This is a genomic window from Methyloceanibacter sp. (assembly GCF_050728395.1).
Taxonomy (GTDB): domain Bacteria; phylum Pseudomonadota; class Alphaproteobacteria; order Rhizobiales; family Methyloligellaceae; genus Methyloceanibacter.
In genome coordinates this window covers 17,168-32,070 of the sequence record NZ_JBOHJB010000013.1, presented here as the reverse complement: position 1 = coordinate 32,070, position 14,903 = coordinate 17,168, and the positions used below count along the sequence as shown (strand labels likewise).

Here is a 14,903-nt window from a genome sequence, read left to right as displayed (position 1 = left end):
TCGGCGCATATCCCGCGCAAATTCGCGTAGAGTGCGAAATCTGCGCGGGACCGCGATGGGAGGACTGAACGGATGCGGCTCTTGTTCTTCGCCGGCAGCACGCGGGAGGGCTCCTACAACAAGACGCTTGCCAGGCTCGCCCAGCACATCGCCACCGCCAATGGCATCGAAGGGGTGCTCGTCGACCTTAGGGACTATCCCATGCCGCTCTACAACGGCGACCTCGAGGCTGAGCAGGGGCCGCCGCAAAAGGCCGCCGAGTTCAAGGCGCTGCTCGCCGAATATCAGGGCGTGTTCATCGCCAGCCCCGAATACAACTCCTCGGTCACCCCGCTTCTGAAGAACACCATCGACTGGGTGACGCGGGTGAGAGCCAAGGGCGAGACCGGGCTCGAGGTCTACAAGAGCCGCGTGTTCGCCATCAGCGGCGCCTCGCCTGGCTATTACGGCGCCATGCGCAGCCTGCTCAATCTCAGGCAGATTCTCGAAGTCGGCGTCGGCGCCACAGTGATCCCGCAGCAACTGGCACTGCCGCGCGCCAACGACGCCTTCGACGAAGCTGGCAGCCTCAAGGACAAGGCGCAGCAGACCTTGCTGAAGGACGTGGTCGAGAAGCTCGCCATCGCCGCCAAGAGGTTCGCCGGGTGACGGACAAGGCACGCGACCGGCTGATCGTGGCGCTCGACGTGCCGGGCGCGGAGCAAGCGCGGGCGCTGATCGATACGCTGCAAGACAGCGTCGGGGTGTATAAGATCGGCCTTGAGCTTCTGTTCTCCGGTGGGCTTTCGCTCGCAAGCGAACTTGCCGCGCGGGGCAAGCGCGTGTTCATCGACGCCAAGCTGCTCGACATCGAAGCGACGGTTGAGCGCGCGACCGCATCGATCGCCCGCACCGGCGCCGAGTTTCTCACCGTGCATGCGCTTGACTGCAAAACGCTCGATGCGGCGGTGCGGGGACGGGCCGGCACCAAGCTCAAGCTGCTCGGGGTGACGGTGCTCACCAATCTCGACCGCGATGATCTCAAGGAGCAGGGCATCGACCGCAGCCCACAAGAGCTTGCGGTCTATCGTGCAATGCTGGCGCAGGAGGCCGGTTTCGACGGGGTGGTGGCCTCAGGACAGGACGCCGCCGTGCTTCGTCAGGCGCTCGGGCCGAAGATGCTGATCGTCACGCCGGGCATCAGGCCAGAGGGCGCTGCAAGCAACGATCAGACTCGGATCGCCACGCCGGCCAGGGCGATCGCTGCCGGCGCCGACTACCTCGTGGTCGGACGCCCCATCACGGCGGCAGAAGACCCACGCGAAGCGGCCGAGGCGATCGTCGCAGAGATTGAGTCAGCTTTGTCCGGCTAACTCAGCAAGGCGATGAGCGATCAGGCGGATGAGCGCGTCGGCGTCGCCGGTGAGCGCGACTTGCTTCAGCCGCGACTTGCCGCCATGGGCGACGGTGACGGTCGAGGGCGGCACGCCAAGCCATCGCGCGATCAGCGTTTCGAGCGCGGCGTTGGCGCGGCCGGCTTCCGGTACCGCGCGCACGCGCGCCTTCAACACGCATTCGCCTCCATGATCCTCGACGCCCGCGACCTCATCGCGCGAGGCCTTCGGCGTGAGCCTGACTGGCAGCATCACGCCGTCGCGGGTCCGGCGCAAAAGCATCGCTGATTCATGGCTCAAGGAACGGCCGCCGACGATTGGACTAGCCGACCGAGGGCATATTCAACTGTCAAAAGGAGTAGGATCAAGATTACAGGCGAGACGTCAATTCCGCCAAGATCCGGCAGTAACTTCCGAATTGGCCGCAGGGCCGGTTCAGTAAGTCGCCACAGTGTGTCGGCAACCGTCATTACGAAGCGATTGTTTGTGTTGACGACATTGAACGCGATCAACCAACTCAAGATCGCACTGATGATGATCACCCAGATATAGAGGTTGATCAGCTTGATAAGGAAAAATGCAAGGACGTCCATCAAGTACCTCCTGAGCCGACGCATCATCTAGCGGAGAGGCGGCAATGAGGGCAACCCCTATGGCGCCCGGCCTTGGGCTGCCTTGACAGGCCGGAAGGCCGATCCCTAAATGGCGCCTCAAATCCTGGGGCCGTAGCTCAGTTGGGAGAGCGCAGCAATCGCACTGCTGAGGTCGTCGGTTCGATCCCGTCCGGCTCCACCATCTACTTCCAAAACTGCATTGAAGCGCCGCGACTCTTGCGATGCTGGCTTCGTGAGCCAACGACCCTACCAACGACATCGGCTCAACTGAATGCAGCACTCTGGCCGAACAATCGCAGCCTTCTGCGGCGAAGGCCTTGCCGGCCCACCACGAGCCCGAGCGATGCAGGCGGCTACCGCCTTGCAGCACCCCGTAGAGGAAGAAGCAACCCCAGTGAGCGACGCCAGGCAGTGCGTCAAAAAGTGCGGATTAGGGGCGGATGGCGCTCCAAACGCCAGAGCAGAGACCGGAGGGCCCGGTACCGGCCCACGTTCCGCTGCCCCGAACCCGATTGAACCTTCCGGTCCCATGGGCCACGCGCGGGCCAGCCACTGCATCCAACCGGGCCTGTCCCGAGGCGGAAACGCGGCCGCCCAACTGAATCCGGTGCAAAGCGAAAGATCCACCAGTCGAATAGATTCGGCCGCGGCTTATTCCAAGGCCAATCGGGATTCTTCCGCAATGGCCGCTGGTCGTCACGGCGACCATGCGCCAGGCTCCGTCGAACTGAGCCGCAATTGCGGGCGGAGCGGAACAGATGATGGCGAAAGCGGTCGACAGAGCGACGGCGCGCATACGATTGCCAATCATGGGAGTCCTCTTACGTGTGTTGCACTGGTGAGGGCCGGGACCGGATTCACGTCCTGTAAAGATCTGGCTGGGTACGGTTCCCTCAGGGGGAACGATGGGCCTCAAGCTGATAGTCGTCGTCTATTTTACGCTGGTCTCGATGGTTTTCGCCTTGGGCGTAATCACGCTGAGCATTGACTACACGCACCAGGCCAAAGCGCTCGACGGCGCTTATCTCGCCGGCCGCTGAGATGTTGCTGGGTGTCCCGTTCATGGATGTTGCCTGGTTCGGCGTCATTGTTCTCATGGCCGCGATCTGGGTCGTACTCGACGTTTGACTCTTGGGCAGCGTTCGGCTTCGGCCGGCGCCCCATCCAGCCCGTGATTCTGTCTCGGCAAATCCCGTATCGGTTGATTAGGGGTGTCTAACCCTCTGGGTCTGAGTATCGTACCTGGACTTAGGGGCGGCTGGCTCCTTGGCTCGATACGCATGCCCAAATGCCGCCAGCGGCTTAGGTTTTGGCTTCGATTCGACCGCCTCGACCTCTCGCTTCGATGGAGGCTCCAGTTCGTCGCTCTCCGTCTTTTCGGCGACGACGGGCAAAGTCTTTTTGCCGAGGGCGAGATCAAACAGCGCCAGCACGACCATCGAAACTACGACCGCCGCTGAGACTGCGACCAAAATCAGAAAAGTTGCGGTCAGTAGGCCGTGGGCGATAGGCATGGCTGTGAATTACTCATTCCTCCAAGTGGGCTGTCAATAGCGACGCGGCTTCGATCGTCGGTTCGATTGAACCGGCTCCCCCGCTTGGAACAGGGACGACTAGCCCCGGTGCTCCGTTTCGGCCGGCGGCCTAAACCAAAGTTTGAGTACATCGTTGCATCTATGTGCTAGCCTTCCGACATCACCGGCGAGTTGCCACAGGCACCGGTGGCTGAGAGAGGTAAATCGCGCTCCCGCCTGCAAAACGCGGAGCGAGTCCCGATGTCCTCTCGAAATCCCCAGCCCCTATCCATGCAATGGAACTTCCAAAGGCGCTGGCCGCCCGAACAGTCGACGGCCAATCCCGTGTTTCGCGTGGCGGTGCAGGGCAGCGACATTGTGGTCACGGCGTCGGACACCGACTACGTGATGACCTATCACAAGCCGACAAACTCCCCTCAGCTTCTCGCAAAAAACTTCCCGAGGAAGGAGGACAGGCGCGTCTCTATGACCCTAGCAGACTTCCTGACGGCCGCTTACAAACTCGCCAACGACAAGGCGCGCGAGCTCCGGTGGATCGTGTAGAGCTTCCCCGCTGTTAGCCTTTCACAACGCTGTTAAGCCTGCTGCATAAAAGCGCGATTCTCGATTTTTGCTTTAGCGCCCTTGTCGCCGGCAAACTGGGTCGTACCCGACGTTTGACCCTTGGGCGCCGCAATTTCTCGGCGGTCATGTCCGCTTTATCCAAGCCCGTCCGCTCCTGATGTCGCTGATTATTTCATCGCGCCGGTCTGGGTCGGCGATGATTCGCTTGCCCAACGGCGGCACGGCGAAGCGTTGGACAGTTGCCTAGTCCTTGGCTTCCAGCGGCGTGGGCTCAGGCGCGTGCTTGCTCTCGGGCGGCTTGGGGAGTGGGCGCGGCCACAGCACGTTGCCTTCGTCGTCGCGCACCCTGAAGAGCCAACCCATCAGCGGCACGAGCATGAAGTCCGGAACTAAGCGCGCGACGAACGCGCCGAGCCTGTTGGCGAACCCCGGCATGGTGACCGACCAGCCGCGCTTGAAGCGCCGATAGGCGAGCTTCGCCACCTGCTCGGGCGTCCAGGCGCGAAACCAAAGGAGGTAGCGGGAATTCAGCGAGCCGGCCTTGGTGTGAAGCGCGGTCGACACCACGCCTGGGGCCACGACCGAGACCTTCACCCCGGTCCCCATGGTCTCGTAGGCAAGCGATTTGGAGAACGACAGCACGAAGGCTTTGCAAGCGGAATAGACCACCTGATACGGCACCGGCATGAAGCCCACCATGGATGAAACGTTGAGCACCCCGCCATGCCCGCGGGCAAGCATGCCTGGCAGGAAGCGCGAGGTGAGGTCAACCACCGCCCGCGCGTCGAGGTCGATCATGCGCCGCATGGCGGCGGGGTCCTCGTCCTGGAAGAATCCCGACGACATGACCCCGGCATTGTTGACGAGCACGTCGGCGTAGAAGCCGAAGCCGCGCACCGCCTGCTCGACGCCGGCGCAGCCTTCCAGAGTGGTGAGGTCCTGGGCGGTGACCTTGACCTCGACCGCATAGGCGCCGGCGAGCTCCGCCGCGGTCCGGTCGAGCTTCGCCTTGTCGCGGGCGACGAGGACGAGGTTGTGCCCGTCGCGCGCGAATTCCTCGGCAAGCGCCAGGCCGATGCCCTCGGTGCCGCCGGTGATAACCACCGCGGGCAGCGCGAGACCGGGATCGGACGGAAGTTTGGTATCGTTCATTTTGTCTTAAGCCTTGAGCCGGGTTTCGCGTTCCAACAAACCTGACACCCGCGAAGAAGCAAACGTCGATCCCAATCGGGGCCGGCTCCTTAGGTGCTGGTCGTCGTGCCGGGACAGGGAGTTCTTAAGGTAAGCCCGACCGCTGGCGGGGCTAGAATACGCGAAGAGCGCGTCACCGCGCGAGCGGCAAATGCCGTCGGAAATCGTGCAAATTCAATGTTTCTTCGAGCCAGCGATCGAGCCCTCCGGCTCATCCGCGGCGCTTGAACCTATGCTTAACGAGAGGCCTATAGGATCGAAGTTAGGGGCCGGAGCGTCGCATCGACCGGCCTTCGGAACCGCGGTCCGGGGCGCGCCGTTTCAGGCTATACTCCGCATCCGACCCGCGGACCTTCCGCTCGCGCGTGCGTCTAAAGGAGTCTTCGCGTATGGCACCCCGCGCCTTCTGGACCGGCAATTTAAGGCTTTCGCTCGTCAACATCCCGGTCCGGCTCTACCCCGCCACCAATACCGAGCGGAAGATCGAGCTGCATCAGATTCACGAGCCCACCGGCAAGCGCATCCGCTACCAGAAGGTGGCGCCAGGCGTCGGCGCGGTCGAGAACGAGGACATCATCAAGGGCTATGAGTACGAGAAGGGCAAATACGTCCTGCTCGACCAGAAGGAGATCGACGAGCTGAAGCTCGAGAGCAAGCAGACCATCGAGCTCGTGCGCTTCGTCGAACCGTCGGCCATCGACGCTCGCTATTTCGAGAAGCCCTACTACCTCCTCCCCGACGGCGATGCGGCAGAGGAAGGCTACGCCATCATGCTGAAGGCGCTGAACCAGGCGGACAAGGTCGGCGTCGGCAATTTCATTCTGCGCGGTCAGAGCAACATCGTCGCGCTCAAGCCTTGCGGGAAGGGGCTGCTGCTCGAAATTCTGCGCCACGCCGATGAAGTCAAATCGGCCGACACCTTCTTCGAGGAAGTGCCGGAGGTGAAGGTCGACAAGGAAGCCCTCGAGCTTGCCGTCGAGCTGATCGGGCGGAAGTCTGGCGCGTTCGAGCCGGAGAAGTTCAAGGACGAATATACCGAAGCGGTGTGGGAGCTGATCAACGCCAAGATCGAGCATCGCTCGCCGACGGTCGAGACCGGCGAGGTCCCCACCGCCAAGGTCATCAACATCATGGACGCGCTCAAGAAGAGCGTGAAGGCGCAAGGCAAGCAGGCGACCCCAGCCAAGGCGCAAGGCAAGCGCGCCGCCGCATCGCGCTCAGCCGCCAAGAAAACCTCGCGGGCCACGCCGAAAAGAAAATCGGCTTAAGCCATGGCGCGGACGAAGGCGGCAGACCCACTTGCCACCTACCGCGCCAAGCGCGACTTCAGCAAGACTCCGGAACCGCCGCCGGAGCGCAAGAAAAAGACCGGCAACAGCTTCGTCGTCCAGAAGCATGCGGCGACCCGCACCCATTTCGACTTCAGGCTCGAGCATGACGGGGTGCTGAAGAGCTGGGCCGTCACCAAAGGCCCGAGCCTCGATCCGGCGCAGAAGCGGCTTGCGGTGATGACCGAGGACCATCCGCTCGAATACGGCAAGTTCGAAGGCGTGATCCCCAAGGGCGAGTATGGCGGCGGGCCGGTGATGCTGTGGGACCGCGGCACCTGGGAGCCGATCGGCGATCCCGACGAGGGATTGGCCAAAGGGGACTTCAAATTCAGGCTGCATGGCGACAGGCTGAACGGCGATTTCGTGCTCGTGCGCATGAAGCCGCGGAAAGAGGATCGCGGGCGGCAGAACTGGCTTCTGATCAAGAAGCGCGACGACTATGCCGGCGACGGCGATGAGCCCACGCTCACCTATGATACGAGCGCGAAGAGCGGCCGCACCATGGATCAGATCGAGCACGGCGAGAGTGCCGTGTGGAGCTCCAACAAGGCTCAAAAAAAAACTCCGGCCGCGAAGCGCCCTCGCGCGGCAACGGCAAAGCCCCGGCGAAAAAAGTCGCTCACGCACTAGTTCCTCAGTTCGTTGAACCGGAGCTCGCCACGCTCGATAGCGACGTGCCAACCGGCAGGGGCTGGCTGCACGAAGCGAAATATGACGGCTACCGCATCATTGCGCGCAAAGCCGGCGACGAGATCACGCTGTTCAGCCGGAGCGGGCTAGATTGGACCATACGCTTCCCGGCCATTGCCCAAGCGCTTCGGACATTGCCGGCCGACATCGCGTTGATCGACGGGGAAGTTGCCTTCGTGCTGCCGTCGGGCATCACCGACTTCAAGTCGCTCCAGGAGCATATCGACACACCGAACCCCGCCATCCGCTATTTCGTGTTCGACCTCCTGTCGCTCGACGGCAAGGACTGGCGCAAGAAGCCGCTCAAGGAACGTCGCGCGCGGCTCGCCAAATTGATGGCGACCAGGGGTGTCTCCGATTTCCTCATCTATGCCGATTATGTCGAGGGCTCGGGACCCGATTTCTTTGCTCAAGCTCGCGCCGCCGGGCTCGAAGGGATCGTGTCGAAGCGCGCCGACCGGCCCTATATTTCCGGTCGCAGCAGAGACTGGCTCAAGATCAAGTCCACGCGCGGCGAGGAATTCGTCATCGGCGGCTATAGCCGCTCCGAGGTGAGGGGCAAGCCCTTCTCATCGCTTCTGCTCGGCGACTTCGAGGACGGCAAGCTGATGTATTCGGGCAAGGTCGGCACCGGTTTCGATGGCTCCGACTTCGATGCGCTTGCCCGCAAGTTCAAGCCGCTCGAACGCGCAAAGTCGCCGTTCGAGGAAGTGCCGCGCGAAGAGCTCAAGGGCGCGGTGTGGCTCGCGCCAAGACTGGTCGCCCAGATCGAATTCACCGAGCGGACGCGGGACGGGAGGCTGCGGCATCCAAGCTTCAAGGGCCTGCGCGAAGACAAACCGGCGGCAGATGTCAGGCGTGACCATCCGAGCGGCGAGGAGGCTGATGTGGCTCCAGCAAAAAGCGTGGCAGCAAAAGCGAAGGCGAAGGGCGACCCCGTATTCGAGGGCATCAAGCTCACGAGCCCCGACAAGGTGCTCTATCCAGAGGTGGGCGTGACCAAGCTCGACCTCGCCCTCTATTACCAGGCGATCGCGCCGTACATCCTCCCCTATGTCGTCAACCGTCCGATCAGTCTCGTGCGTTGCCCTGAGGGAATTGAGGGGGAGAGCTTTTTCCAGCGCCACGCCATGAAGGGCATGAGCGATGCGATCAAGCAGATTCCCATTTCCGGCGGCGAGAGCAAGAAGCCCTATCTCTATATCGATGACGAGGCAGGGCTGTTCGGGCTCGTACAAATCAGCACTGTGGAGATTCACGATTGGGGCGTGTCGCTCGATCATCTCTACGAGCCCGACCGCCTGGTGTTCGATCTCGACCCTGACGAGGGGCTCGAGCTCGATGTGCTGAAAGCAGCGGCGGTCGAGACGCGCGACTTCCTCGCCGATCTCGGCTTGAAGAGCTTCCTGAAATCGACCGGCGGCAAGGGCCTGCATGTGGTGGCGCCGATCGCGCCGAAGCAAGGCTGGGACGAGGTGAAGGCTTTCGCCAAGGCCGTCGCCGATACACTGGTCGAGGTGCGGCCAGACCGCTACACGGCAAATCCGCTGAAGAAGACCCGCAAGGGCAAGATCTTCGTCGACTATTTGCGCAATCAACGCGGCGGGTCTGCCATCGTGAACTACTCGACGCGGACGAAGCCCAACGCTTCGGTCGCCTGCCCGCTTGCCTGGGACGAGCTTAAGGGCCTCAAAGTCGCAAGCCCCTACACGCTGAAAACATTGCCGCTGCGGCTCAAAGCCAAGAGACGCGACCCTTGGGAAGGGTTCTTCTCCACCCGCCAGTCGATCACGGCAAAAGCCAAGAAAGCGCTCGGGCTCGCCTGATCTTCTCCTGCGCCAAACCGGCGTATAATGCCCGGCAAAGAAGGCTGGAGGGGAGCTTCGCATGAGAATTCTCGCGCGCCTGGTGGGACTCACCGCCTGTCTTTTCTTCGTCCTGTCACCAGCTCTTGCTGCCAAACGCGTGGCGCTCGTCATCGGCAACAATGACTATGAGAACGTGCCGGCGCTGCAAAAGGCGGTGAACGACGCGGGCGCCATCTCGCAAGAGCTTGCCAAGCTCGGCTTCGACGTGGTCTCGGCCGAGAATGTCGGCCGCCGGGCCATGAGCCGGGCGTTGGTCGAGCTCGAAGGCAAGATCGAGACCGGCGACACCGCACTCATTTATTTCGCCGGGCATGGCTTTGCCGTCGACGGCACCAACTATCTGCTTCCCGTCGATGTGCCGGCAGCGGGCCCTGGCGAAGAGGGGCTGGTGCGCGATGCCTCCTTCGCCGCCAACGGGCTCTCAGACCGGCTGCAGGAGAAGGGCGCTACGACCGTGATCCTCATCCTCGATGCCTGCCGCGACAACCCATTCGCGCTTCCAGGCAAGCGCAGCATCGGGCTTACCCGCGGCCTTTCGCGCATGGATCCGGCTGAAGGCATGTTCGTGCTGTTCTCGGCGGGGCAAGGTCAGTCGGCGCTCGATCGCCTGAGCGATACCGACGAGAACCCAAACTCGGTGTTCACCCGCACACTGCTGAAAGAGCTGGAGGAGCCCGGCCTCTCCATGGTGCAGATCGCCAAGCGCACGCAAAGCGAGGTCAAGGAGCTTGCCGCCAAGGTCGACCATGTGCAGGTGCCGGCCTATTACGATCAGATCGTCGGCGATCTTTATCTCGCGCCTGAGGGCGCCGCGCTCGCCAAAGGCAGCATCGGCACGCTTGAGGAGGGCGGCGGCAAGAGCGTCCTTCCGGCACCGGAGCAGAAAGTCGCGGCGCTGCCGGCAAACCCGCAGCCGATTGCAAGCTTCACCCGCTCAAACTCGGGCTGGATGGTGAATGTGTCGCTGCCGGAAGCTGCCACCCAGTTCGGCTACCGCATCGGCGACAAGGGCGCGTTCACCGATGCGGGGCTGCTCGACGCGCTCGATCAGCGCACTGGCGCACGCATGCCGAAGACCAGTTTCGAGATGGCGCCGGATCAGGGCAAGACCACGATCTACGTCACTTGGCGCGACAGACGCGGCGAGCAGGCCGATATCGTGCCCATCAATTTCGATCCGACTTCAGCGCTCGCCGACGAGCACAAGAAGATTCTCGAGCAGTTCTGGACGAGCTGGATCGCGTTTCGGGAATGGCAGGGGATGACGGTCTATTTCACCCAGCTCGTCTCCTATCGCTGCGCCATCAAGCAAGTGCGCTACAGCTTTGGCGATCAGCCGGTCGACAAGATTTTCAAGCTACCGCCATGCGATCCGACAGACCCGAACGCCGTGCCTGACGGCGCCACGCTCTATATGAAGGTTCCGCCCAAGACCCAATCGATGCAGGTGCAGCTCATTTATGCCGACGGGACGATGTCTCCGGCGCGGAGCTTCAACGCGCCGAAATAGCCGGGGATTCTCACCGCTTAGGCTCGCACGTTGAGCTTCCATCGGCTCGAATCATGCTTATATGGCGCTTATCTCAGCAACAAACGAAAGGAGGTGATCCAGTGTCTCATTGTCAACCGCCGCGGTCGCCGGCTCACATGACCTGGATGCTTGCCTTTTATGAGGGCAGCGTCGGCTAGCGACGCTTTAAGCGGTCCAAAGCGACCGCGGTCGACAATGGAAGGGCTGCTCCCAAGCAGGGGGCGGCCCTTCTTTTTTGCCTGGTTCCCAGTTCACGTGTTCAATGGCGCCCCGGCGAAGCTCTCATTCTCGCTTGCCTCTTCTGCATGACAAATCCACAGTGGGGGGCGCCCAGGGTGCCGGCAATTTCCTGCGCAACCGTTATAAGGTGTCGTTATCGTGAGCGTACAAACGGCCGTTGTGGTGGGCGTCGGATCGTCGGCCGGGCTTGGCGCCGCTCTTGCGCGCCGCTTCGCCAAGGAGGGCTTGCGGGTCATGGTCGCGGGCCGCACCGAGGCGCGCCTTGCGGCCGTCGCCAGCGAAATCCGCGACGCCGGCGGCAGCGCTGAAGCGGTCGTCGCCGACGCAACACGCGAAACTGACGTGGCCTCCTTGCTGAACGAAGTCGGGCAGCAGGGAACTCTGGGCCTTGTCGCCTACAATGTCGGCAACAACGCCATGATCCCGTCGCTTGAAATCAATGAGGCGCAGTTCGAAACCATGTGGCGGCAGAATGCGCTAGGTGGCTTCCTGGTCGGGCGCGAGGCGGTGCGCCGCATGCTGCCGCAGGGAAGCGGCACCATTCTCTATGCCGGCGCCAGCGCATCGTTGCGTGCACGGCCGCCCTTCGTTGCTTTTGCCTCCGCCAAGGCTGCCTTGCGCGCCGTAGCCCAGGGTCTCGCGCGGGAGTTTGGCCCGCAAGGAATACATGTCGCCCACGTGGTCATCGATGGCGTCATCGGCGGCGAATATGCGCGAAGCCGGTTCCCCGACTTCGTTGTGGCGAAGGGAAAAGACGGACTGCTTGCGCCGGATGAGATTGCCGACGCCTACTGGGCCTTGCATCGCCAGCCGCGCAGCGCCTGGACGCACGAGCTCGACCTCAGGCCGTTTAGGGAGCCCTTCTGAATCGACATTCATGCCGCACTGCACACGCGACCGAGCCTAGTCCCTTAGTACAGTGTCGCGGTGAGGCTTAGTTCCTTAGTACACTTCGCATCAGGACTAGTGTTGCGCTGACAGAGGAGGAGCGTTCCATGGTGCAATGGACACCGGATCCGACCTTTTACCCTTCACCGCGCCTGGCGGCCAAAGCGCCGGCCGAGACCGTTGCGTTTGTCGCGGCCTTCGATCCGGAGCGCAAGGTGCCGGACGCACTCGCCGTGGTCGACGTCGATTCCAAGTCCAAGAGCTATTCGAAGATCGTGGGCCAGCTCGACCTGAAACATCCGGGCGACGAATTGCATCATTTCGGCTGGAACGCTTGCAGCTCCTGCCTTTGCCCGAACGCGCCGCACCCACATGTCGAGCGGCGCTATCTCATCGTGCCGGGCCTTCGCTCCTCGCGCATCTACGTCATCGATACCAAGCCCGACCCGCGCAATCCGAAGTTCCACAAGATCATCGAGCCTGAAGAGCTCATCGAGACGACGGGATATAGCCGGCCGCATACGGTGCATTGCGGTCCGGACGGCATTTACGTCTCGGCGCTCGGCAACGCCGAGGGAGACGACCCCGGCGGGGTGTTTCTCATCGATCACGAGACCTTCGAGGTGCTCGGCCGCTGGGAAGTTGAGCGCGGTCCGCAGCGGCTCGCCTACGATATGTGGTGGCATCTCGGCTACGACACGGTGGTGACGAGCGAGTGGGGCACGCCGAATACCGTGGAGAACGGCCTCGTGCCGGAGATCCTGCTTGGCGCGAATTACGGGCGCCGCCTGCATTTCTGGGATCTGCACAAGCGCAAGCATCTGCAGGAGATCGATTTCGGGCCTGAGTATCAGCTCGTGTTCGAGCTCAGGCCGGCGCACGATCCGACCAAGGCCTACGGCTTCGTCAATGCCGTGATCAGCCTCAAGGACCTCTCGGCGTCGATCTGGACCTGGTATCGCGACGGGGACAAATGGGCGGTGAAGAAAATCATCGAGATTCCGGCCGAGCCCGCCGACCCCGATTTGCTGCCGCCGCTGTTGAAAGGCTTCAAGGCGGTTCCGCCTCTCGTCACCGACATCGATCTCTCGGTGGACGACCGCTTCCTTTACGTGTCCTGCTGGGGAACCGGCGACCTCCTGCAATATGACGTCTCAGACCCGTTCGCTCCGAAGCTCGTCGGCAAGGTCAGGATCGGCGGGATCGTCTCGCGTGCCACGCATCCGGCAGCGAACGGCCATCTCAACGGCGGGCCGCAGATGGTGGAGATCAGCCGGGACGGCAAACGTGTATATTTCACCAACTCGCTTTATGGCGCGGTCGACCCACAATTCTACCCGGAGGGAATCGACGGCTGGATGGTGAAGCTCGATGTCGATCCCGGCGGCGGTATTGCGTTCGACCCCAAGTTCTTCGTCGAATGGCCGAAGAGCCACAGGCCGCATCAGATCAGGCTCGAAGGCGGCGATTCATCGTCGGATTCCTATTGCTATCCATGATCGGGAGCGACGCCTCAAGACGCGGTTGACGTCGGCGGGCGCCTCTTGACCCCGCTCTGGCCGTGGCTCGTTTTGGCCGGGCTCGGCGCCTTTCATGGGCTCAACCCCGCCATGGGGTGGCTGTTTGCCGTGGCGCTCGGGCTCTATCGCCAGAGCCGGTCGGTGGTCCTCCTCTCGCTTGTGCCGATCGCGCTCGGTCATGCGCTCGCGATCGCCGTCGTCGTCTATCTCGTGGTGGTATTTGGCCAGGCGATCGATGCCCGGGCGCTCCGCCTCCTCACTGGCTGCCTACTGATCGGCTGGGGCGCCTTTTATCTCGCCTACGGGCATCGCCACCGGATGCGCATCGGACTTCGCACCGGCTATGCCGGTCTTGGCATCTGGTCGTTCTTGATGGCGACCGCGCATGGCGCGGGCCTGATGCTGATCCCCGCCCTGATGCCGCTGCAGGAGCCCGCGGAGCACATGCAGTCGGAGCACATGCACGCCATGCCGGTGGCAGGCTCGATCTGGATCGCGGGGCTCGCGGTCGCCGTTCACACCCTCGCCATGCTGACCGTGACCGGCATCGTCGCCCTCGTCGTCTACGACTTTGTTGGCCTCGAATTCCTCCGCCGCGGATGGGTCAATCTCGATCTCGTGTGGGCCGCGGCGCTGATCGCCATGGGCCTCTTGCTGCTGTTGACTTGATCGAGGTCCTGCCGGGCCATTGAAAGATTGTTCACGCCCGTCCCGCATCTTAGGCCTCCATGGGGGTCAGGGTTGCGTATCTCATCGCCAGTATGGCGATCGTCTCAGGCCTCGCCGCTTGCGCCTCCAATCCCTATTCAGAGCCGCGCGCGGCCTGGCGGGGTGAGGTCGAGGCGGCCTGCCTCGCCGGAGGAGAGGTGAGGCCGTCGGCCTACGTGCAGCCGATGTCGCCATTGGGGGGACGCGGCTCCTGCGGGCTCGAGCACCCCTTCAAGGTCAGCGCCGCGCTCAACGGACGTGTCGCCGTCACGCCGCCGGCGATCATCGGCTGCCCGATGACCGCGTCGGTCGATCGCTGGCTGATGCGCTCCGTGCAGCCGGCTGCGGCGGCCTATTTCCGCAGCCGCGTGGTCGAAATCCGCGAGATCGCTTCGTATGGCTGCCGCACGCGCAACAATCACGGCGCGGCCATGTCCGAGCATGCCTTCGGCAATGCGCTCGACGTCGCCGCCTTCCGCCTCGCTGACGGGCGCGAGATCGTCGTGCTGCGCGATTGGTGGCGGGGGGGACCGGCGGAACGGGCTTTCCTGCAGGCTGCCTTTGCCGGCGCCTGTGCCGAGTTCGACACCGTGCTCGGCCCAGGCGGCGACGCTTATCACGCAAACCACTTTCATCTCGACCTGCTTCGCACCAATGCGCGCAACGGCCGCCATTTCTGCCAGCCGACACCCTATGGCGGCGGGGGAATCGCCGAGCTTCCCGGCGGCGACAGTGTGGGAGCTGTGGCAAAGACGCCACTCTCTTTCGCCGGCAGACGAGGCGAGACCTTCTGAAAATACTGGAATTTGGTCGCCGACTGTTGCTGCGAGAACGCTTCGCAGTCGCAGCA

16 protein-coding genes and 1 tRNA gene are annotated in these 14,903 nt (G+C 62.9%); 13 read left to right on the top strand and 4 right to left on the bottom strand.

Annotation, left to right across the window (positions count from 1 at the left end):
* Positions 1-72: 72 nt before the first annotated feature.
* On the top strand, positions 73-648 hold the full coding sequence (locus tag ACREC7_RS04045) for an NADPH-dependent FMN reductase (RefSeq protein ID WP_431554412.1): 576 nt from the start codon (positions 73-75) through the stop codon (positions 646-648).
* Entirely contained in the window at positions 645-1,352 is a 708-nt protein-coding gene (gene pyrF / locus ACREC7_RS04040; protein WP_431554411.1) for an orotidine-5'-phosphate decarboxylase, read from the top strand. The genes ACREC7_RS04045 and pyrF overlap by 4 nt, the downstream gene beginning before the upstream one ends.
* Here pyrF and ACREC7_RS04035 read toward each other — a convergent pair.
* Together ACREC7_RS04035 and ACREC7_RS04030 are read right to left on the bottom strand one after the other, a co-directional pair.
* Complete coding sequence (locus ACREC7_RS04035) at positions 1,335-1,655, bottom strand: DUF167 family protein (RefSeq protein WP_431554410.1); 321 nt, start codon at positions 1,653-1,655, stop codon at positions 1,335-1,337. The two genes, pyrF and ACREC7_RS04035, sit on opposite strands and share 18 nt — an antisense overlap.
* Positions 1,656-1,669: 14 nt before the next feature.
* Positions 1,670-1,966, bottom strand: a complete 297-nt coding sequence (locus ACREC7_RS04030; RefSeq protein ID WP_431554409.1) for a YggT family protein — start codon at positions 1,964-1,966, stop codon at positions 1,670-1,672.
* A 126-nt stretch (positions 1,967-2,092) separates the two neighbouring features.
* Between ACREC7_RS04030 and ACREC7_RS04025 the strand changes: the two genes are divergently transcribed.
* Positions 2,093-2,168, top strand: a tRNA-Ala gene (locus tag ACREC7_RS04025).
* A 724-nt stretch (positions 2,169-2,892) separates the two neighbouring features.
* Positions 2,893-3,027 (top strand): hypothetical protein, encoded by a 135-nt coding sequence (locus ACREC7_RS04020; protein WP_431554408.1) that lies wholly within the window; start codon positions 2,893-2,895, stop codon positions 3,025-3,027.
* Between the two features lie 165 nt (positions 3,028-3,192).
* On the opposite strand, the gene ACREC7_RS04015 is transcribed toward ACREC7_RS04020, so the two are convergent.
* Positions 3,193-3,501 carry a hypothetical protein gene (locus ACREC7_RS04015; RefSeq protein ID WP_431554407.1) on the bottom strand — a complete coding sequence of 103 codons (309 nt, stop codon included), beginning with the start codon at positions 3,499-3,501 and terminating at the stop codon, positions 3,193-3,195.
* Positions 3,502-3,762: 261 nt separating this feature from the next.
* Between ACREC7_RS04015 and ACREC7_RS04010 the strand changes: the two genes are divergently transcribed.
* The gene (locus ACREC7_RS04010; RefSeq protein ID WP_431554406.1) at positions 3,763-4,065 is read left to right on the top strand and encodes a hypothetical protein; all 303 of its coding nucleotides are present in this window, start codon (positions 3,763-3,765) and stop codon (positions 4,063-4,065) included.
* 264 nt (positions 4,066-4,329) lie between these two features.
* Here ACREC7_RS04010 and ACREC7_RS04005 read toward each other — a convergent pair whose 3' ends face one another.
* On the bottom strand, positions 4,330-5,238 hold the full coding sequence (locus ACREC7_RS04005) for an SDR family NAD(P)-dependent oxidoreductase (RefSeq protein ID WP_431554405.1): 909 nt from the start codon (positions 5,236-5,238) through the stop codon (positions 4,330-4,332).
* Positions 5,239-5,666: 428 nt separating this feature from the next.
* Between ACREC7_RS04005 and ACREC7_RS04000 the strand changes: the two genes are divergently transcribed.
* The 8 genes from ACREC7_RS04000 (at position 5,667) to ACREC7_RS03965 (ending at position 14,847) form a co-directional block, all read left to right on the top strand.
* Positions 5,667-6,545: a Ku protein gene (locus tag ACREC7_RS04000; RefSeq protein ID WP_431554404.1), complete on the top strand. Its 879-nt coding sequence runs from the start codon at positions 5,667-5,669 to the stop codon at positions 6,543-6,545.
* Positions 6,546-6,548: 3 nt separating this feature from the next.
* Positions 6,549-7,238 carry a DNA polymerase ligase N-terminal domain-containing protein gene (locus ACREC7_RS03995; protein WP_431554403.1) on the top strand — a complete coding sequence of 230 codons (690 nt, stop codon included), beginning with the start codon at positions 6,549-6,551 and terminating at the stop codon, positions 7,236-7,238.
* 44 nt (positions 7,239-7,282) lie between these two features.
* Positions 7,283-9,124 (top strand): DNA ligase D, encoded by a 1,842-nt coding sequence (ligD, locus tag ACREC7_RS03990; protein ID WP_431554402.1) that lies wholly within the window; start codon positions 7,283-7,285, stop codon positions 9,122-9,124.
* Between the two features lie 61 nt (positions 9,125-9,185).
* Positions 9,186-10,676, top strand: coding sequence for a caspase family protein (locus ACREC7_RS03985; protein WP_431554401.1), 1,491 nt, complete (start codon positions 9,186-9,188; stop codon positions 10,674-10,676).
* 399 nt (positions 10,677-11,075) lie between these two features.
* Positions 11,076-11,804, top strand: coding sequence for an SDR family NAD(P)-dependent oxidoreductase (locus ACREC7_RS03980; RefSeq protein WP_431554400.1), 729 nt, complete (start codon positions 11,076-11,078; stop codon positions 11,802-11,804).
* A 128-nt stretch (positions 11,805-11,932) separates the two neighbouring features.
* Positions 11,933-13,324: a selenium-binding family protein gene (locus ACREC7_RS03975; RefSeq protein ID WP_431554399.1), complete on the top strand. Its 1,392-nt coding sequence runs from the start codon at positions 11,933-11,935 to the stop codon at positions 13,322-13,324.
* 45 nt (positions 13,325-13,369) lie between these two features.
* Positions 13,370-14,014: a hypothetical protein gene (locus ACREC7_RS03970; protein WP_431554398.1), complete on the top strand. Its 645-nt coding sequence runs from the start codon at positions 13,370-13,372 to the stop codon at positions 14,012-14,014.
* A 59-nt stretch (positions 14,015-14,073) separates the two neighbouring features.
* Entirely contained in the window at positions 14,074-14,847 is a 774-nt protein-coding gene (locus ACREC7_RS03965) for an extensin family protein (RefSeq protein WP_431554397.1), read from the top strand.
* The last annotated feature ends 56 nt before the right edge of the window (positions 14,848-14,903 follow it).

Coding starts and splice junctions, on each gene's coding strand:
- ACREC7_RS04005 (WP_431554405.1), bottom strand. CDS start 5,238: ATGAACGATACCAAACTTCCGTCCGATCCCGGTCTCGCGCTGCCCGCG.
- ACREC7_RS04020 (WP_431554408.1), top strand. CDS start 2,893: ATGGGCCTCAAGCTGATAGTCGTCGTCTATTTTACGCTGGTCTCGATG.
- ACREC7_RS04030 (WP_431554409.1), bottom strand. CDS start 1,966: ATGGACGTCCTTGCATTTTTCCTTATCAAGCTGATCAACCTCTATATC.
- ACREC7_RS04015 (WP_431554407.1), bottom strand. CDS start 3,501: ATGCCTATCGCCCACGGCCTACTGACCGCAACTTTTCTGATTTTGGTC.
- ACREC7_RS03975 (WP_431554399.1), top strand. CDS start 11,933: ATGGTGCAATGGACACCGGATCCGACCTTTTACCCTTCACCGCGCCTG.
- ACREC7_RS04010 (WP_431554406.1), top strand. CDS start 3,763: ATGTCCTCTCGAAATCCCCAGCCCCTATCCATGCAATGGAACTTCCAA.
- ACREC7_RS03985 (WP_431554401.1), top strand. CDS start 9,186: ATGAGAATTCTCGCGCGCCTGGTGGGACTCACCGCCTGTCTTTTCTTC.
- ACREC7_RS04000 (WP_431554404.1), top strand. CDS start 5,667: ATGGCACCCCGCGCCTTCTGGACCGGCAATTTAAGGCTTTCGCTCGTC.
- ACREC7_RS04035 (WP_431554410.1), bottom strand. CDS start 1,655: ATGCTTTTGCGCCGGACCCGCGACGGCGTGATGCTGCCAGTCAGGCTC.
- ACREC7_RS03995 (WP_431554403.1), top strand. CDS start 6,549: ATGGCGCGGACGAAGGCGGCAGACCCACTTGCCACCTACCGCGCCAAG.
- ACREC7_RS04045 (WP_431554412.1), top strand. CDS start 73: ATGCGGCTCTTGTTCTTCGCCGGCAGCACGCGGGAGGGCTCCTACAAC.
- ACREC7_RS03965 (WP_431554397.1), top strand. CDS start 14,074: ATGGGGGTCAGGGTTGCGTATCTCATCGCCAGTATGGCGATCGTCTCA.